Raw genomic sequence first — 18518 nt, 5'->3', positions numbered from 1 at the left:
GGGCAATCGTGGTGTTCGGGAACTAACTGGGCATGGGTTCGCGGATACGGTGAAGGGCCGGCTTGCACGGCCGGCCCTTCACCGGTTGTCCCGCGGGAATCTACCGGTCGTTGATCACTTCCGGATGCCCCACTCCGACATGTTGTACACCGGAGCGTCGAGCGTCGAGTTGTTGCGGATGTTGGCGATCTTGTCCGACGAGGCGATGAAGGTCGGCTTCTGGTACAGCGGAAGCACGTACGCGTCGTTGGTCATGATCTGGTCGGCCTGGTTGAGCAGGTCCGCCGCCTTGGTCTGGTCGTTCTCGGCGTTGGCCTCGGCCATCAGGTCGTCGACCTGCTTGCTGGTGTACTTGCCGTAGTTGCTGCCCTGACCGGTGCCCCACAGCTGCTTCGCGCCGCCGAACGGGAACGGCGAGGAGACCCAGGCGAACACGATGATGTCGTAGTCGCCGCTGGTGGTGGTCTGGCCGAGGTCGTCGGTGGACTGGACCTTCACCTTGACGCCCAGCTGGGCCGCGGTCTGCGCGAACAGCTCGCACTCGTTCTGCCGGATCTGGTTGCCGACGGTGTAGCGGATGCGCAGTTCGGGGATCGGCTTGCCGCTCGGGTCGGACAGCTGGTTGTTGTTCAGCTTGTAGCCCGCGTCGGTCAGCATCTTCTTGGCCTTCTCGACGTCACCGGAGCCCTGGCCGGTCGAGGTGACCACGTCCTTGTAGCCCTGCTGCTGCGGCATGAAGTTGTGGTTGTTCAGCGGCTCGACCTTGTTGGTGAACTGGCCGACCGTCTTGGCGATCATGTCCTTGCGGTTGATCGCGGTGTAGAGGGCCTGGCGCAGCGTCTTGTCGCCGAGCGCCGGGCTCTTCAGGTTGAAGTCGAAGTGCTCCCAGGTCAGGCCGAGACCGATGTAGGAGGAGATGTTCGGCATGTTCTTGACCTGGTTGATCAGGTCGACCTGCGGCTGCGGGTAGATGACCTGCACCTCGTTGTTCTGCAGCGCGGTCGGCTCCTGCGTCGCGTCGGTGATGACGCGGAAGATGACGCTGTTCAGCTTCGGCTTCGCGCCCCAGTACTTCTCGTTCGGGACCTCGGTGATCGACTGGTTGTTGACGAACTTCGAGATCTTCCAGGGGCCGCCGGTCCAGGTCGGGACGGTCGTGCCGAACCACTTGTACGACGACGCGAGGCCAGCCGGGGTGTTGGTGTCCCCGTGCTGCTTGGCCAGGTGCGCCGGGTACATCGCGCCGGAGGAGCCCCAGAGCTTCTTCCAGTCGGTGAACGGCTTGGAAAGGGTCGCGGTCACGGTCTTGCCGCCGTCCGAACCGACCACCGAGGAGAGCTGGTCGTAGCCGGAGGTGTCGGCCGGGGTGCAGTCCGGGCAGTCCTTGCCGTTCTGCACCTTCCAGTTGTAGATGAAGTCGTCAGCCGACAGCGGAGTGCCGTCCGACCACGAGGCCTTCGGGTTGATCTTGTAGACGATCGTGGTCGGGCCGGTCAGTTCGGCCGACTCGACGAAGTCCTTGTTCAGGACCGGCTTCAGGTCCGGCGTCGCGTAGAAGGTGTAGGGCAGGATGCCCTTGGTGACCATGCCCGTTTCGAAGACGTTGCCCTCGGCCGAGGTCACGTTCCAGTTCGGCACGTTCTTCTCGATCGCGAAGGTGACGTCGCCGCCCTGCTGGAGCTGATCGGCCTGCGCGGCGTTGCAGCTGTTCGGGTTCTTGTCGCAGTCGGCGAATGCCTGCCCGGTCTGCACCGCGCTGTTGCCGCCCCCGCCACCACCGCATGCGGAGAGCAGAAGGGCCGCGCCCGCGACGAACGCGCCGAGTTTCGCGGCGCGCGACCTAGTCGTCACTAACATTCATTCTCCTTGCTCGACGCCGTCGCGGGTTTGCGAGGCGGCTCTTTCTGACGCGCAAGCACCGATGGGTATCGCGTTGCTCACCGTAGCCGTGAAACTTAGGCATTGGACAGACGGCAAACCTATCGATCCGGACACTCTCAGTGAGATCGTTGCGGAACAGATATCTGTTGCCCCCTGGTTGCCGCGTGGTTTCCGCACTTGATTGGCTACCGTCAGTAGTTGATCACCGGGCCGGCCGACCAGTTCGGGTGGCGCTTCGGTCCGGTGGGTCAATCGGCCCGGCGGACAATAACCGCCCCGTTCCGTATGCGGTACCCCAGCTAATGGAGTAGTCGCACGGCCGCGACGAACCCGAAGTGACAAGAAATTGGTCCGATCTCGTGAAGCGAAAGGCCGCACCCGCCGCCGGGAACGGGCAGCGCGGCCCGCATGGCGAAGGGTGCTCGGTGGGTGTTCCGAGCATCTTGCGTCCTCGCCCCGGTATTCCGAACCGCGGAACGTTCCGCGGAAGGGAACGCCCACGGTCCGGGACGCTGGTCCGACGCACTGGGATGCGAGTGCATTTTCCCATGCACGCGGCGGTTTTCCGGCCCCGGAACGCCGCGCCGGGGGTCAGCGTCCCGGGACCGGCCGCGGCGGTCACTAACCTGAGGGCGTGAAGCGGAAGCTGTTGCTGGTCCACGCGCATCCGGACGACGAGAGCATCGCCACCGGCGGAGTCATCGCGCGGTACGCGGCCGAGGGTGCCGAGGTGTGCGTCGTGACCTGCACGCTCGGCGAAGAGGGCGAAATCGTCCCGCCGCGGCTGGCGCATCTCGTCGCCGCGGAGGCCGACCAGCTCGGCGGATACCGGTCGGGGGAGATGGCCAACGCGGCCGCCGCGCTCGGCCTCGCCCGCCACGAATATCTCGGCGGCATCGGCCGGTGGCGCGATTCGGGCATGGCGGGCACGCCGGCCGCCGAGCATCCGCGCGCGTTCACCGGGGGCTCGCCGGTGGAGCAGACCACTCAGCTGCGCGAGCTGATCGACGACTTCGCCCCGCAGGTGGTCGTCACCTATGACTCCTTCGGCGGCTACGGCCACCCCGACCACATCCGCGCGCACGAGATCACCATGGCGGCGGCCCCGGACGCGCCGTCGGTCCAGCGGGTCTTCCACGTGGTCCAGTCCGAGGCCGCGCTCACCGTCGGGCTGGCCGAACTGCGCGCCGACGGGACATCACCGTTCCGGGTGGCCGCCGACGGCGAGCTTCCGTCCACTCCGGACGGCAAGATCACCACCGTGGTCGACATCTCCGCGCACCGGCAGGCGAAGCTGGCGGCACTGCGCGCGCACGAAACCCAGCTGACCGTCGTCGACGGCCCGGTGGCCCACTTCGCGCTCACCAACAGCATCGCCCAGCCGATCCCGTCCGCCGAGTACTTCGTGCTCGCCCACGGCGACGCGCACGGCGCCGAGACCGATCTTTTCGGCGGGTGGTGACCGTGTCCGCCCCGCTCACTCGCGACCAGCAGCTGATGCTGGTGCTGCTCGCGCTCGACGCGGTCGTGCTGGCGCTGCTCGAACTCTTCTTTCTCCCGTTGCGCCTCGGCCCGCTCGGCGAGGTGCCGTTGCCGGTCACCGCGCTCGTCGGAGCGGTCACCACGCCGTGGCTCGTGCTGACCGCGGCGAAGCTCGTGCGGCCGGGGCTGTCGTTCGTGCCGCTGCTGGTGTGGGTGGTCGTCGTGTTCGGCGTCGGCCTGTTCGGCCCCGGCGGCGACGTGGTGCTCGTCCAGGACTGGCGCGCGCTGCTGCTGCTCGGCTTGAGCGCGCTGCCCGCCGCGCTCGTCCTCGGCGGCGGGCTCGGCCGGGCCGCGGCGAAGAGCGGTGCCCGTGTCTGAGGCCATTTCGGACCGTCAGGTCGTAGCGATCCTGCGCCCGTTCGTCCGCGCTTGCGCTCCGATGATCGACGCGCTGCGCGAGTCCGACCCGTTCGGCCTGCAGGCGCGCGCCCGCCGCGGCGAGGACGAATTCGCCGACGCCGGTCTCAAGAAGAAAATGCTCCACGCGCTGACGACGGTGAAGGTGCCGGGCACCGCGGCGTGGGCGGAGATGGACATCGACCAGCGCGCCGGCTGGTGGGTCAACCGCGTCGGCAGGCTCACTTCGCTGCTGACGTCGATCCCCGGTCTCGGCGGCGCGCTCGCCGACCGGCTGCCGGTGCAGGACACCCTCGGCGCCGCGTCGCAGGGGCTGGTGCTGTGCGCGATCGCGGGGGAGTACGGCGTGACCGACGTCGGCAGCCGCGTCCAGCTGATCGCCGCGGTGCTGTTCGAACGCGACATCGACGCCGACCTCGCGGCGGGTGCGCGCCGCGACAAGTCCGCGGAGTCCGCAGAGGACAGTGAGACCGAGCGGCTCACCGGGGAACTCGACGAATCCCGCCGCAAGCACGGCAAGGTCACCGCGAAAGCCGTTGCCAGCACGCTCTGGCACCTAGGCAAGTCGCTGTGGGGCATCACCGGCGAACTCGAGAAGCGCCCGCGCGGCCGATGGTTCCACCGGGCACTCGGGATGCTGCCGGTGGTCGGCGCGGCGGGCGACTACCTCGGCGAGCGCTCCGGGCTCAAGAAGGTCTGGAAGCGCGCGCACGCGTGGCTCATGGCCCACCGGCAGTGGGCCTGAGCCCTTACCGCCAGAACAGGAACGCGGTCTGCCCGATGTACGACGCGCCCGCGTTGCCGCCGAGCGGTTCGTAGATGTGCCCGGCAACCGTCCAGAGCAGATCCGACAACGGCCGGAAAAGAAAGAACAGCGCGAACAGCACCAGCGGCGCCCACGGACGCACCCGCGCGCCGAACGCCCGCGCCTGCGGCGAGAGGTACGGCTCCAGCGCGCCCCAGCCGTCCAGCCCCGGCACCGGCAGGATGTTGATCAGGAACGTCATCACCTGCAGCAGCGCGAGGTAGGACATCGCGTAATAGAGGCCGGCCGCCATCGGGATCAGCATCGTCGCGAGGCACAGCGCGGCCCCGACGGCGAGGTTGCTGAGCGGGCCCGCCAGCGAGGTCCACGACGCCGTCGCGCGGTTGCGCAGCGCGCCCCGGTTGATCCACACCGCGCCGCCGGGCAGCGGGATGCCGCCGATCAGCAAGAAGATCAGCGGCAGCACGAAGGACAGGACGGGGTCGGCGTAGCGCCGGACGTCCAGCGAGAGGTACCCCTTGTGAGCGATCTCGTGATCACCGCCGCGGAAGGCGACGAAGGCGTGCCCGAACTCGTGGAGCGTCAGCGAGGCCATCCAGCCGCCGAGGACGAGCAACACCACCCCGGCGATGAACATCGGGTCGCGGGAACCGAGAAGAGTCGTGGAATCACCGTATGCAGCCAGGAAACCACCGGCGACGGCGACGGCGAGGATGCCGAGGAAGATCGGGCTCGGACGCACTGCTGATCTCTGCACCCCACCAGTCTTCCGTATGCCCGGTGTTAAGTCTTCGGCGTGTCCCCTTGCGCACCCGGGTCCGGAGATCCCCCGAACTCGCTACTCGGCTTGACCTGGCCGCACTACACAGGTGTAATCACAGTGATGTCATTCGCTGTCGGAGGGGGCAGCGGGTGTCGTTTCACCACCGCCAGCCTGGGGAGTGCGTAGAAGCGAGGAGGCGGACGTGCGGTTGGAAGCGGACAACAGGGAATGGGGGCACGTCGTGGGTTGGGGAGAGAACCCGGAGCAGCAGCTCGGGGATCTGACCGACCTTTTCGACGTCCCCGAGGAGCAGGACTGGCAGGAGCGCGCCCTGTGCGCGCAGACCGACCCGGAGGCGTTCTTCCCCGAGAAGGGCGGCTCGACCCGCGAGGCCAAGCGGATTTGCCTTGGCTGCGAGGTCAAGGACGACTGTCTCGAGTACGCCCTTGCGCACGACGAGCGCTTCGGCATCTGGGGCGGACTGTCCGAACGGGAACGTCGCAAGCTGAAGAAACGGGCTATTTAAAGGGTTTCCGGGTCCCCCGGTCCGCATGGGCCGGGGTGTGCCCCGCTGCCGCGCTCGTCGCTGAGCGGGCGGCGCGGCCGGTGCGTCCTGGCGGGATGGGAGTCCTCGCCGGGGTGGCGCCCGGCACAGCCGCGCGGTCCGGTCCGGCGGTCCCGCGAGGGCAGAAGTGCCGTCACGGGGGCCGGAAAACCGGTGCTGTGCCGTGGTTCTCGATGTGATCTTCGTCTTCCGCCGCGGAAACCTCGGTGTGCCGCGGATCGCATGCCGCGCGGCCGGCTCCGCCGGAGGCGAGCGAGCCGGTCCGGCGCGAGCGGAATCCTCTTGCCTCGGCCCGATCGGGCGGCGACTGGTCCACGCGGTGGGATCCGCCGGGCGTGCGGCGTGGGCCGATGTCTCCGCGCCAGCGCAGGCCGTAGGGTGACCGCACCCATCGTCCCGTCCGAGCAGGAGCCGTTCTTGCCTCGCACCGTCGTTCCGCCCGCTGTGCGGACGTTGCCCGTTCTGGCCATTGTGGTCTGTCACGACGGCGAAGAATGGCTGCCGCTGGCGCTTTCCGCGTTGCGGCGCAGCACAGTCCGTCCGCGGCACGTGCTCGCCGTGGACACCGGATCTACCGACCGTACCCCGAAACTGCTCGCCGACGCAGCGCAGCCGGGGGCCGCCGCCGAGGAACCCGTGCTGTCCGGAGTTGTCACTCTGCCGAGTGAAACCGGGTTCGCCGCGGCGGTCGCGGCGGCCGTCGCGCACGCGGTGGAACGGTGGGGCGATCCGGGAACGTGGCTGTGGGTCCTGCACGACGACTGCGCTCCCGAACCGGACTGCCTCGATCAGCTCGTGCGGGCCGCGGAGGAAAACCCGTCCGCGAAAGTGCTCGGGCCGCTCGGCACCGACTGGACGGATCCGCGGCTGATCGTCGAGGCCGGGCTGTCCACCGACGCCTCGGGGCACCGCCAGCAGATGGCCGCGCCGGACGGCGAACCCAGCGAGGTGCTCGCCGTCCCGAGCGCCGGATCGTTGGTGCGGCGGGAACTCTGGGACGCCCTCGGCGGCTACGACGAGGACTTCCCGTTGCTGCGCGAGGATCTCGACTTCGGCTGGCGCGCCAACGCGGCCGGCTCGCTCGTGCTCTCGGTGCCCGCCGCGCGCGTCCGGCACGCCCGCGCCCTGTCCACCGGACAGCGCACCCCGGACGCCGCCGGCCGCCCGCTCGCCGCACTCAACCGTGCGCACGGCGTACGCGTCTTTCTCGTGAACTGTTCGACCCCGTCGTTCTGGTTCGGGCTCGTCCGGCTGCCGGTGATGCTGGTGCTGCGCGCGTTCGTGTTCTTCGTGCTGCGGCGCACCACCGAGGCTGGCGCGGAGCTGGCCGCGCTCGGATACCTGTGCGGGGGCAAGGGAAATCTCCGTGCCGCCCGGGCGTGGCGACGCGATCAGCCGCGGCCGGGCACCGTTCGCGGGCTTTTCACGAGCCGGATCACGAGGCTGCGTAACGCGATCGGGGCCGGGGTGGTCGGACTCGTCCGGCGGGGGTGCAGAGCGACGTCGCGCTCGGGACGGTGCCGGAAAGCGTCGAGCAGGAGTCCGCGTGGATCCCGCCGGAGGCGCTCGCCGCGTCCGGCGCGCGCCCGGTCGGGCCGGACGCCTTGCCCGCCGGCGCGCTGCGCGGCCTGAGCACTCGCGGCCGAGGGCTGCGGCGGCCGGGCACGGTCGTCGCGGTAACGCTGCCCGAAGCGCCGGTGTCCGAAGAGGACACTGAACCGGTCGAGGAGACCGCGGCTCATCCGTCGCCCGCGCCCCGTCCGGAACCGGCCGCGGCGGAACCGGACCTGGTGTTCGTGGAGGTCAACCGGCGACGCGTGCTCGCCGCGACCGTCTTCGCGCCGCCGGTGGTGCTGGTCGTTTTGCTCACCGCGCTGGCGCTGGTCCTCAACCGCGGCCGGCTCGGTCTCGACCTGTGGGGCGGACAGCTGCTGCCGGTCGGCGGGCTCGGCGAGATCTGGTCGACGTACCTGTCGCCGTGGCATTCGGTCGCTGGCGGCACCGGTGCGCCCGCCCCCGCGACGCTGCCGGTGCTCGGCACGATCGGCGCGATCTTCGCCCCGATCGGGGGCCCGGCCGCGCTGGTGGCGATCTTGCTCATCGGCGACATCCCGCTCGCCGCGCTCAGCGCCTACGTCGCCACCCGCAAGCTCGCCGTGCGCCGCTGGGTCCGCGCCGCTGTCGCCGCGACGTACGCCTTGCTGCCCGCTGCCACCGCATCGGTCGCGCAGGGCCGGCTCGATGTCGTTGTGGTGCACCTCGTGCTGCCGCTCGTGGTCGCGGGCATCGTCCGGCTGCTGACCCGGCCGGGCACGCGGTGGCTGCACGTTTCGGCGCTGTCCGCGTTCGGTGTCGCGCTCCTTGGTGCGTTCTCGCCGCTCGCGCACGGGCTCGCGCTCGTCGGCCTGCTGGTCGGGTTCGTGGTGCTGCCCGCGCCGTCCGGGTTGGCTCGGCGGGTCGCGTCGGTCGGGATCGTGGTGCTGTTGCCGCTGGTCCTGCTGCTGCCATGGCCGACTGTGTTGCTGCGGCATCCGGAACTGCTGCTGCAGGGTCTCGGCGGTCCGGCTGCGCCTGCTTCGGCCACCGACCTCGCTGGTCTTACGCCGGGCGGACCGGGGGCGTGGCCGATCGGGGTCGTGGTGCTGGCGGCGACGCTTGTCGCGCTGGTGGTTCGGCCGCGGAAGCAGGTCGTCGGTGGGCTCGCGCTTGCGGTGCTGGGTCTGGTTGGTGTGGTCCTGGTGCGGCAGGTGCAGTTGACGCCGATGCAGGGCGGTGCGCCTGCCTCGGGGTACGCCGGGGTGCCGTTGCTGGTGGTCGGGGCTGGGTTGTTGTGGGCGGTGCTGGCTACCTGGCAGCGCGGTGGGGCGGCGATGCCTGCGGCTTGGTTGCCGAAGGTGTTGGCGGTGGCTGGTGTTGTGGTGGTCGCGGCGTTGGCGGCTGGGGCGGTCGCGACTGGGGCGGAGGGGCCGTTGACTGCGCGGGCTCGTCCGCAGCTTGCGCCTGAGGTGGCGGCGGATGTCGCGGCTACTGGGCGGTCGGTGCTGGACGTCAGTGCTGGTCAGGTGCGGCAGACCGGGGGGCGGCTCGCGCTCTTTGGTGATGATGAGCTTGCGCCGGTTAAGGGGACGCCGGAGCGGTTGGCTGAGTGGCGGCGGAGTCTGGGGCAGGGGGATGTGGCGGCGCTGAAGCGGGTCTTCGCGGCTGCTGCGGCTTCTGGGGTGCAGTACGTGGTGTTGCCGGTGGGGACGGATGCTCGGGCGTTTGCTGCTGCGGCTGGGGATCTTGCTGCGGTGGCTGCTCCCGCTTCGGATGGGCGGCCTGCGTTGCGGTTGTTGCCTAAGGCCGGGGAGGTGGCGTTGATCTCGCCGGAGTTGGCTAAGCAGGCGGTTACCGGGGGTGGGGCGCCTGGGGTTAATCCGGGGGTTTCGCCGGTTGCTGCTCGGTTGCCGGATGTTCGGGTTCGGGCTTCGGAGGGGCCGACTGGGCGGTTGCTGGTGCTGGCGGCTGAGCAGGAGGCTGGGTGGAGTGCCAGTGTGAATGGGAAGGCGGTGCCGATTGTGCCTGCTTGGGGGCATCAGGTGGCGGTGTCTGTGCCTGCGGAGTCTTCAGAGGTGTCGGTGACGTTTCCTGGGACTGAGCGGAGTTTGCTGCTGTTGGTGCAGCTGGCGGCGGTGTTGTTTACGGCGTTGACGGCGATTCCGTCTCGGAGGCGGGTGGCGGGGTGAGGGGGCTCGTCGCCTGGCGGCGACATTGCGCCCTGGCTGGTTTGGGGGCACCCCGAAGCCGATTGTGATGACGGTTTGAGGGTGCTTGTCAAGGCGGGAAAGATGCCTTGACAAGCACCCTCAAACCGCATTGGGGCTTCGTATCGGGGTGCAGGGTGGGGGCTGGCTGCTTGGCTAGTCGCCTTCGATTACGTCTGGTTCCACTCCGAGGTAACCGGCGACCTGCTCTACGAGCACGTCGTGGACTAGGTCTGCCAGCTCTGACGGGTCCTTCGCGCGTGCTTCCAGCGGTCGCCTGTACAGCACGATTCGCGCTCGGGTGGGCAGTCCGGTCCGGTCGACCCCAGCGGGGACCAGTCGCGATAACGGGACCGCGCCGTCGTGTAGTACGCCGTCTGCGGGGGCTCGGCCGTCCATGCGGACTTCGGGGACGTCGTCCACCGCTACGTCCAGCTTGGTCAGCTCGTGTCGCCAGCGTGCTTCGATCGGCTCCAGGGCGTCCAGGACCAGCGCGTCGAAGCGCTCCGCCCGGCTCGCTGCCGCGGGCAGGGACGCTGGGTAGAGCGTCCCGCGCAGGCCCCGGCCGTGCCGGTCCCGTCGCATTCGCTGCCGTTGTCGGTAGTCACGAGCCGTCGCCACCGCCCAAGTCTATGCGGTCGCCAGGGGGACGCGCGTGTCGCCGGTACTTCGCTTGCGGCGACGCGCTATCGTTTCGGATCGTGCGGAGCGTACGGAAATGTTCGCGAACGGGTTGCCTCGAACCCGCTGTCGCCACGCTCACGTATGCCTACCAGGATTCGACCGCGGTCGTCGGGCCGCTGGCCACCGCTTCCGAACCGCACTCCTACGACCTGTGCGAGGCCCACGCGCTGCGGCTGACCGTCCCGAAGGGCTGGGAAGTCGTGCGGCACGAGGGGGCCTTCGCCGCCCCGGAGCAGTCCGCCGACGAGCTGACCGCGCTGGCCGAGGCGGTCCGCGAGGCCGGTCGCTCCGACGTGCCCGCCGTGCAAGCCGAGCCGGAAGGCCCCTCCGGCAGGCGCGGCCATCTGCGAGTCCTCCCGGGGCACGCCTGAGCCGTCCTCCCGCCCGGTAGGCTTTCGCCCGCGGCGCGAACGGGCGCCGTCACGAAAACTAGCGGCGGGGAGAAGGCGTGCCAGACCTTTCGGGCATCGTGAAGGCCTACGACATTCGCGGCGTGGTCGGCGAGCAGCTCGACGTCGCCCTCGTCCGGGACTTCGGGGCCGCGTTCGCGCTGCTCATCAAACCCGAGGCACCGGCCGTGGTGATCGGCCACGACATGCGCGATTCGTCGCCGGAGCTGTCCGCGGCGTTCGCCGACGGGGTGACCTCCCAGGGCCTCGACGTGGTGTCGATCGGCCTGGCCAGCACCGACCAGCTCTACTTCGCCTCCGGCTCGCTGAACCTGCCGGGCGCGATGTTCACCGCGAGCCACAACCCCGCGAAGTACAACGGCATCAAGATGTGCCGCGCCGGTGCCTCCCCGGTCGGGCAGGACACCGGCCTCGCTGAGATCCGCGACACCGTCGAGCAGGGCGTCCCCGCCTTCGACGGCCAGCGCGGCTCCGTCTCCGAGCGCGACGTCCTCCGCGATTACGCCGCCTACCTGCGCAACCTCGTCGACCTGTCCGGTTCGCGGCCGCTCAAGGTCGTCGTCGACGCGGGCAACGGCATGGGCGGGCACACCGTCCCGACCGTGTTCGAGGGACTGCCCATCGACATCGTGCCGATGTACTTCGAGCTGGACGGCACCTTCCCGAACCACGAGGCCAACCCGCTCGACCCGGCCAACATCGTCGACCTGCAGGCCAAGGTGCGCGAGGTCGGCGCGGACGCCGGGCTGGCGTTCGACGGCGACGCGGACCGCTGCTTCGTCGTGGACGAGCGCGGCGAGCCGGTGTCGCCGAGCGCGATCACCGCTCTGGTCGCGGTGCGCGAGCTGGCGAAGGAGCCGGGCGGCACGGTCATCCACAACCTGATCACGTCGAAGGGCGTGCCCGAGATCGTCGCCGAGCACGGCGGCAAGCCGGTGCGCACGCGGGTCGGGCACTCCTTCATCAAGGCCGAGATGGCCCGTACCGGTGCGATTTTCGGCGGCGAGCACTCCGCGCACTACTACTTCCGCGACTTCTGGCGGGCCGACACCGGCATGCTCGCCGCGCTGCACGTCCTCGCCGCGCTCGGCGAGCAGAACGGGCCGCTGTCCGCGCTCACCCAGGACTTCTCGCGCTACGCGGCGTCCGGCGAGATCAACTCGACGGTCAGCGACCAGGTCGCGCGGATGCTCGCGGTGAAGGACGCGTACGCGGGCAAGTCCGGCGTCGAGATCGACGAGCTGGACGGGCTCACCGTGCAGCTGCCCGGCGGCGCGTGGTTCAACCTGCGCCCCTCCAACACCGAACCGCTGCTGCGGCTCAACGTGGAGGCCGCCGACCGGGCCGCCGTCGAAGCGCTCACCGCCGAGGTGCTGGCCCTTGTCCGAGCCTGACCGGCTGGCGCCGGATTGTGTCCGGAAGGCGCCCTCAACTCCCCAACGACGCGTGGTATGGAGGAACTATGGCCATCACGCTTGACGCACAGCTGCTGGAGATCCTCGCGTGCCCGTCGCCGGATCACGCGCCGCTGCGCCCCGGCACCCCGGACGACGCCGAGGCCGACGCGCTGACCTGCACCGACTGCGGCCGGGTGTACCCGGTCCGCGACGGGATCCCGGTGCTGCTGCTCGACGAGGCGACGCTGCCCGGCTCGGCCGGGCCGGACGCTGATCACGGCGACAGTGCTTGACCATGCTTGACGATTCCCTGCTCGACGACTCCGCGCGGCTGGCCGACGCCGACCGCGGGGGTTGCTGCGCGCCGCCGCGATGGCGGGCGCGCAGGTGCGGGCCACCGCCGAGGCGGCGGCCGAACTGGAGCTGAGCGAGCGGCTGGACGTCGGCCGTCCGCGTTCGCTGGTGCTCATCGACCGGCCAGGGGTGAGCCGCACGCTCACCCGGCTGCTGGCCGCGCTGCTCACGCCGTCGTGCCCGGTACCGGTCGTGGTGGCCGAATCGGTCCCGGCCTGGATCGGCGCGCTGGACGTGGTGTTCGCGCACACCGACGACGCGGGCGACCGCGAGCTGGCCGCTTCGCTGGAGCGCGCCGCCCGGTTCGGCGCGTCGGTGGTGCTGTCCGCGCCGGCGGAGGGGCCGGTCGCGGCGTCGGTGGCGGGCAAGGGCGTGCTGCTCGCGCCGCGCGTTCCGGTGCCGCCGGAGCTGGCGTTCCCGCGCGGGCTGGCCGCCGGGCTGCTCACCGCGAACGCGCTCGGCCTGCTGGTCGCGGACGTGCAGGCACTGGCCGATCAGCTCGACCTGGAAGCGGAGAAGGATTACCTGGCACGCGAGTCGTTCGCCAATCCGGCGAAAGCGCTCGCGCTGCGGGTCGCGGACCGGGTGCCGCTGCTGTGGGGGCTCGACCCGGTCGCGGTGGCGGTCGGCGAGCACGCGGCGCACGCGTTCGCCGCGCACGCCGCGCTGGTGTGCGATGTTGAGGACTACCGGCAGGCGCTGGCCCGCCCGGCGTTGCGCCGGGTCGCACAATCGGGCGGCGTGGAGCGAGACATTTTCGCTGATCCGGACGACTCTCCTGGTGGAGTCGCCACCCGGGTGCTGCTGCTGTCGGTGCGGACCGGTCCGGCCACCGAGGCCGCCCGGTACCAAGCCGAGGAGTTCCTGCCGGGTGCGGACCTGATCGCGCCCGCCGAGGAGATCGAGGCCGACGAGATCGTCCGCGCCGCGGTGCTGGCGCTGCGGTTCGAGCTGGCCGCGGTGTACCTGGGCCTGGCGGCGGGCAGCATCGGCGGGGCCGGGAGATACGAACCGGCCTCCGCCTGAGGGAGCAGGGGGAACGCGGGCAGGCGGTGTTCCGCCGCCGCGTGCGTCGGCTCAGTGCCGACGGGAAGGATTGGGAGTTGACAGTGGAGCTGTTGCGCAACGCCGTACGGCCCTACGCCTGGGGATCGCGAACGGCCATCCCGCAGCTGCAGGGCCGTCCGGTGCCGGCGCCGCACCCCGAAGCCGAGCTGTGGATGGGAGCGCACCCGGGGGACCCGTCGCACGTGCTCGGCCCGGACGGCACCGAACTGAGCCTGCTCGAACTCGTCGACGCCGATCCGGTCGGCCAGCTCGGCGAGGACTGCGCGCGGCGCTGGGGCAACCGGCTGCCGTTCCTGCTGAAGATCCTGGCGGCGGAGGAGCCGCTGTCGATGCAGGCGCACCCGTCGGCGGCACAGGCCGCGGAGGGCCACGCGCGCGAAGAGAAGCTGGGCATCCCGCGTGACGCCGCCAACCGCAACTACCCGGACCCGACGGCGAAGCCGGAGCTGGTCTGCGCGCTGACGGAGTTCCACGCACTGGCCGGTTTCCGCGACCCGCACCGCACGGTCAAGCTGCTGAAGGCGATCGAGACCCCCGGGCTGGGCAAATACACCGGGCTGCTGGAAGCACAGCCGGACCCGGCCGGTCTGCGCGCGCTGTTCACCACGTGGATCACGCTGCCGCAGTCCGCGCTGGACGAGCTGCTGCCGGAGGTGCTCGACGCGTGCGTCCGGCACGTCCAGGACCACGGCGAGTTCGCGACGGAATGCCGCACGATCCTGGAACTGGGCGAGACCCACCCGCGCGACGCCGGGGTGCTCGCCGCGTTGCTGCTCAACCGCCTGACCCTGCGCGCGGGCGAGGCGATCTACCTGCCCGCCGGGAACCTGCACCTGTACCTGCACGGCACCGCGGTGGAGATCCTGGCGAACTCGGACAACATCCTGCGCTGCGGCCTCACCCCGAAGCACGTGGACGTCCCCGAACTGCTGCGCGTGGTCGACTTCGCGTGCGGCGAAATGCCGGTGCAGCACGGAGAATGCGCCGGCCAGCGGATGGCGGTCTATCACACGGACGCCCCGGAATTCGAACTGTCGCGGGTCGAATGGGCGGCAGGCGACGACGCCGAACTGGAGGTCGATTCGGCCGGGCCGCAGATCCTGCTGTGCACGGAGGGCGACCTGCTGGTGCTCGCTTCCGACGGCGAGCGGGTGGAACTGCGGCGAGGCCAGTCGGTGTGGCTGCCCGCCGCGGACCCGGCGGTGCGGATCCGCCCGATGGGCGGGGTGCGGACGCAGCTGTTCCGGGCTACCGCCGGGTCGTGCGAGTTGTGATCTGGCCTGCCGGTTGTCAGGTCCGGTGCTTCCCGCCGCCAAGGCTCCTCTAGGCTCCCACCGGGCAATTCGGGCGCGAGCAGGGAGCGGGTAAGTGTCAACTGGCGGGGGAACCAAGGCGATCATCGCGGCGCTCGCCGCCAATGCCGGGATCGCGGTGGCCAAGTTCGTCGGCTTCGTGGTCACCGGATCGTCGTCGATGCTGGCCGAGGCGGTGCACTCGCTGGCCGACACGTCGAACCAGGGGCTGCTGCTGCTCGGGCAGAAGACGTCCAAGCGGCGCGCCACCCGCGAGCATCCGTTCGGCTACGGCCGGGAGCGGTACTTCTACTCGTTCATCGTCGCGCTCATGCTCTTCACCCTCGGCGCGGCGTTCGCGCTGTACGAGGGCATTCACAAGATCCTCGAACCGCAGCCGCTGGAGACGCCGGTCGTCGCGGTGATCATTCTGGTCGTCGCGATCTGCCTCGAGGGCTACAGCTTCTATACCGCGATGGGCGAGTCGCGCAAGATCAAGGGCAACGCGAGCTGGTGGCGGTTCATCCGCCAGGCCAAGGAGCCTGAGCTGCCGGTCGTGCTGCTGGAGGACTCCGGTGCGCTGCTCGGCCTCGTGTTCGCGCTGCTCGGCGTCGGCTTGTCGGTGCTGACCGGCGATCCGGTGTTCGACGGCATCGGCACGGTCATGATCGGCGTGCTGCTCGGCGTCATCGCGATCATCCTGATCGTGGAGATGAAGAGCCTGCTGATCGGCGAGGGCGCGACCGAAACCGATCTCGAGACCATTGTGGACGAACTGGCCGCGGGCAAGGTCGAGCGCGTCATCCACATCCGCACCCAGTATCTCGGCCCGGACGAGCTGCTGGTCGCCGCGAAGCTCGCGCTCGTGCCCGGCCTCGACACCGCCGCGATCGCCACCGCGATCGACGACGCCGAGGCCCGCGTGCGCGCGAAGGTCCCGGTCGCGACGTTGATTTACCTGGAACCCGACCTCGACCGCGAGGCGCGCTGACTGTCCGGGCAGCTGGCGCCCAACTGACACGCTAGGGTGGCGCCCGGTCCCCACGAAGGTCACCGCAGGAGGTCAACGTTGCCCGGCACTGGGTTGTGGCGCACCAAGTCAATCGAGCAGTCCATTTCGGACACCGATGAGCCGGAGACGAAACTCCGCAGAAACCTGAGCGCCTGGGACCTCACGGTCTTCGGCGTCGCGGTGGTCATCGGAGCCGGCATCTTCACGCTCACCGCGCGCACGGCGGGCGACTTCGCCGGGCCGTCGGTGTCCGTGGCGTTCGTGATCGCGGCGATCGCCTGTGCGCTCGCGGCGTTGTGTTACGCCGAATTCGCTTCCACCGTCCCGGTCGCGGGCTCCGCGTACACGTTCTCCTACGCCACCTTCGGCGAGTTCATGGCGTGGATCATCGGCTGGGACCTGATCCTGGAGCTGGCCGTCGGCGCCGCCGCGGTCGCCAAGGGCTGGTCGTCTTATCTGCAGACGGTGCTGGAGTACATCTTCGGCAAGGGAACCAAGACGTCGATCGATCTCGGCGGCGGTTTCGGCATCGACTGGGGCGCGTTCATCGTGGTGGCGGCGCTGGTGACACTGCTGGTGCTCGGCACGAAGCTGTCCTCGCGGTTCTCGATGGTGATCACCGGCATCAAGGTCGCCGTCGTGCTGTTCGTGGTCATTCTCGGCTTCTTCTACATCAAATCCAGCAACTACACGCCGTTCGTCCCCGAGGGCAAGCCGGCCGGTTCCGGGTCCAGCGGCGTCGACCAGTCGCTGTTCTCGCTCATCGCGGGCGGCGGCAGCAGTTCGTTCGGCATCTTCGGGCTGCTGGCCGGCGCGTCGATCGTGTTCTTCGCGTTCATCGGGTTCGACATCGTCGCGACCACCGCGGAGGAGACCCGCAACCCGCAGAAAGCCGTGCCGCGCGGCATTTTCGGCTCGCTGGCGATCGTGACCGTGCTGTACGTCGCCGTGTCGCTCGTGGTCGTCGGCATGGTGCCCTACACCGACCTCTCGACCGCCGCGGGCGACGGCAGCCACAAGACGCTCGCCACCGCGTTCTCCGCGAACGGCGTCGACTGGGCCGCGAACGTCATCTCGGTCGGCGCGCTGGCCGGTCTGACCACCGTCGTCATGGTCCTGATGCTCGGTCAGGTGCGGATCATCTTCGCGATGTCCCGTGACGGCCTCATGCCGCGTTCGCTGGCCAAGACGAGCGACCGCGGGACGCCGAAGCGCGCGACGCTCGTGGTCGGCGCGCTGGTCGCGGCGGGCGCGACGTTCTTCCCGGCCGACAAGCTCGAGGAAATGGTCAACGTCGGCACGCTGTTCGCGTTCATCCTCGTGTCCGCGGGCGTGCTGGTGCTGCGCAAGACCCGGCCGGACCTGACGCGCGCGTTCCGCGTGCCGGGCGTGTGGATCATCGCGCCGCTGGCGATCCTGGCCTGCCTGTGGCTGATGCTGAACCTGACCGTGCTGACCTGGCTGCGGTTCGTCGTGTGGATGGCAGTTGGCGTGGTCATCTACTTCGTCTACAGCCGCCGGCATTCGCTGCTCGGGAAGCGGCAGTCGGGCGTGGCGCAGGGCGGGGTGGTTTCCGAACCCGCGCCGCCGGTTTCCGACTGACCTGTTTTCGCTGCTCAGCGGCCCGTCGCCCAGTGTGGGCGGCGGGCCGTTTCGCGTGGTCGCATCACGGATGCGCAACTCGCGGATCTCGGTTCAGGCGGTGGTCCGGGGCCACCAGGGAAGGGCTCGGGATGGTGCGATACCCTCCGCGTCGTCTTCCCTCTGACGGGTTAATCACTCTCGGGTAATTCGCACGAACAGTGGTCGGGGTTCCTACGGAGGGTCGCAGTTCTCCGCGTGTCTTATCCCCCGTTCGGATTTTTCCCTGAGGAGTAACTCCATGCCCATCAGCACCAGACTTCGCGCCGGTTTCACGGTCGCCGCGGTGGCCGGACTGGCCCTGCTCGGCACCGCGACCTCGGCGCTCGCCTGCACCACGGACGACGACCGGGCGAAGCCAGTCGAGGGCAAGGCGAGCACGTGCGTCGACGCGAAGGTGCCCGGCGACCTGCTCGCCGCGGGCGACCTCACCGTCACCGGCGGCACGGAGAAGGACCAGTACCTGAACATCACGGCCGTGCGCGAGGGCGTCACGGTCACCGCGATCGTGGTCAAGGGCGGCCCCGGGTTCAACGTGTACGTGCCGGGCAAGAAGGGCCTGTCGGCCACGCCGCCGTGGGAGAAGCTGCGCTCGCCGTTCAACCGCGGCGACCAGCTGCCGACGATCAGCCACTGGTTCGCCTGCGGCACCAAGACCGCGCCGACCAAGCCGCCGGTTTCGGAGACGCCGACTACGACTCCGGGGCAGCCGACTTCGGAAGCTCCGACCACGACGCCGGGGGCTCCGACGACCTCGCCTGCACCGAGTGGGGCGACTTCTGCGCCTGCTACGACTAGTGCTCCGGCTGTGGTTCCTGCCGGGAATCAGAATGGGACTGGTGGGGGGTTGGCGAACACTGGGTTCGACAACGCTTGGCTGTTCTGGGTTGCTGGGGTGTTGATTGTTGCCGGTGGCGGGTTGTTGGTGCTGCTGAAGCTGCGGCGTCGGGGTACTAACTGACGGTTGCGGTGGGGCACCCCGAAGCCCAAGTGTGCTGACGGTTCGGGGGTGCTTGTCAAGGCGGGAAAGATGCCTTGACAAG

At 69.8% G+C, this 18518-nt stretch carries 14 protein-coding genes and 2 pseudogenes; 13 read left to right on the top strand and 3 right to left on the bottom strand.

The genetic code is table 11. The features are described 5' to 3' along the window. Positions 1–114 precede the first annotated feature (114 nt). Complete coding sequence (locus RPX00_RS05745) at positions 115–1857, bottom strand: ABC transporter family substrate-binding protein (protein ID WP_406638149.1); 1743 nt, start codon at positions 1855–1857, stop codon at positions 115–117. Positions 1858–2515: 658 nt separating this feature from the next. Here RPX00_RS05745 and mshB point away from each other — a divergent pair. The 3 genes from mshB to RPX00_RS05730 are packed head-to-tail and all read left to right on the top strand — an operon-like array spanning position 2516 to position 4525. Next, a complete protein-coding gene (mshB, locus tag RPX00_RS05740) occupies positions 2516–3343 on the top strand; it encodes an N-acetyl-1-D-myo-inositol-2-amino-2-deoxy-alpha-D-glucopyranoside deacetylase (RefSeq protein WP_406638147.1) in 828 nt (275 codons plus the stop codon). Then, positions 3340–3741, top strand: coding sequence for a hypothetical protein (locus RPX00_RS05735; protein WP_406642787.1), 402 nt, complete (start codon positions 3340–3342; stop codon positions 3739–3741). Before mshB ends, RPX00_RS05735 begins: the two co-directional genes overlap by 4 nt. Then, the gene (locus tag RPX00_RS05730) at positions 3734–4525 is read left to right on the top strand and encodes a hypothetical protein (RefSeq protein WP_406638145.1); all 792 of its coding nucleotides are present in this window, start codon (positions 3734–3736) and stop codon (positions 4523–4525) included. The genes RPX00_RS05735 and RPX00_RS05730 overlap by 8 nt, the downstream gene beginning before the upstream one ends. 4 nt (positions 4526–4529) lie before the next feature. Here the strand turns inward: RPX00_RS05730 and RPX00_RS05725 are convergent, their stop codons facing one another. Continuing rightward, positions 4530–5288 (bottom strand): site-2 protease family protein, encoded by a 759-nt coding sequence (locus tag RPX00_RS05725; RefSeq protein WP_406642785.1) that lies wholly within the window; start codon positions 5286–5288, stop codon positions 4530–4532. Between the two features lie 223 nt (positions 5289–5511). On the opposite strand from RPX00_RS05725, the gene RPX00_RS05720 reads away from it, so the two are divergent. After that, on the top strand, positions 5512–5835 hold the full coding sequence (locus tag RPX00_RS05720; RefSeq protein ID WP_378299673.1) for a WhiB family transcriptional regulator: 324 nt from the start codon (positions 5512–5514) through the stop codon (positions 5833–5835). Between the two features lie 456 nt (positions 5836–6291). Then, a pseudogene (locus RPX00_RS05715) lies at positions 6292–9599 on the top strand (glycosyltransferase). A 174-nt stretch (positions 9600–9773) separates the two neighbouring features. Here RPX00_RS05715 and RPX00_RS05710 read toward each other — a convergent pair. Further along, entirely contained in the window at positions 9774–10202 is a 429-nt protein-coding gene (locus RPX00_RS05710) for a metallopeptidase family protein (protein ID WP_182890259.1), read from the bottom strand. 116 nt (positions 10203–10318) lie between these two features. On the opposite strand from RPX00_RS05710, the gene RPX00_RS05705 reads away from it, so the two are divergent. From RPX00_RS05705 to RPX00_RS05670, 8 genes and pseudogenes are all read left to right on the top strand, one after another. Continuing rightward, positions 10319–10672 carry a DUF3499 domain-containing protein gene (locus RPX00_RS05705; RefSeq protein WP_406638143.1) on the top strand — a complete coding sequence of 118 codons (354 nt, stop codon included), beginning with the start codon at positions 10319–10321 and terminating at the stop codon, positions 10670–10672. Between the two features lie 77 nt (positions 10673–10749). Beyond that, positions 10750–12105 carry a phosphomannomutase/phosphoglucomutase gene (locus tag RPX00_RS05700; protein ID WP_406638142.1) on the top strand — a complete coding sequence of 452 codons (1356 nt, stop codon included), beginning with the start codon at positions 10750–10752 and terminating at the stop codon, positions 12103–12105. Between the two features lie 68 nt (positions 12106–12173). After that, positions 12174–12401 carry a Trm112 family protein gene (locus RPX00_RS05695; protein ID WP_406638141.1) on the top strand — a complete coding sequence of 76 codons (228 nt, stop codon included), beginning with the start codon at positions 12174–12176 and terminating at the stop codon, positions 12399–12401. 2 nt (positions 12402–12403) lie between these two features. Further along, a pseudogene (locus tag RPX00_RS05690) lies at positions 12404–13488 on the top strand (hypothetical protein). 83 nt (positions 13489–13571) lie between these two features. After that, positions 13572–14804, top strand: a complete 1233-nt coding sequence (gene manA / locus RPX00_RS05685) for a mannose-6-phosphate isomerase, class I (RefSeq protein ID WP_406642783.1) — start codon at positions 13572–13574, stop codon at positions 14802–14804. 94 nt (positions 14805–14898) lie between these two features. Continuing rightward, a complete protein-coding gene (locus tag RPX00_RS05680) occupies positions 14899–15813 on the top strand; it encodes a cation diffusion facilitator family transporter (protein WP_406638139.1) in 915 nt (304 codons plus the stop codon). Between the two features lie 78 nt (positions 15814–15891). Beyond that, a complete protein-coding gene (locus tag RPX00_RS05675) occupies positions 15892–17436 on the top strand; it encodes an amino acid permease (protein ID WP_406638137.1) in 1545 nt (514 codons plus the stop codon). 280 nt (positions 17437–17716) lie between these two features. Further along, the gene (locus RPX00_RS05670; protein ID WP_406638135.1) at positions 17717–18436 is read left to right on the top strand and encodes an LPXTG cell wall anchor domain-containing protein; all 720 of its coding nucleotides are present in this window, start codon (positions 17717–17719) and stop codon (positions 18434–18436) included. The last annotated feature ends 82 nt before the right edge of the window (positions 18437–18518 follow it).

This window comes from Amycolatopsis sp. WGS_07, from assembly GCF_045278895.1.
Taxonomy (GTDB): Bacteria; Actinomycetota; Actinomycetes; order Mycobacteriales; family Pseudonocardiaceae; genus Amycolatopsis.
The sequence above is the reverse complement of the archived record's forward strand: the minus strand, read 5'-3'. Positions and strand labels throughout refer to the sequence as shown.

Coding starts and splice junctions, on each gene's coding strand:
- RPX00_RS05745 (WP_406638149.1), bottom strand. CDS start 1,857: ATGTTAGTGACGACTAGGTCGCGCGCCGCGAAACTCGGCGCGTTCGTC.
- RPX00_RS05710 (WP_182890259.1), bottom strand. CDS start 10,202: ATGCGACGGGACCGGCACGGCCGGGGCCTGCGCGGGACGCTCTACCCA.
- RPX00_RS05695 (WP_406638141.1), top strand. CDS start 12,174: ATGGCCATCACGCTTGACGCACAGCTGCTGGAGATCCTCGCGTGCCCG.
- RPX00_RS05670 (WP_406638135.1), top strand. CDS start 17,717: ATGCCCATCAGCACCAGACTTCGCGCCGGTTTCACGGTCGCCGCGGTG.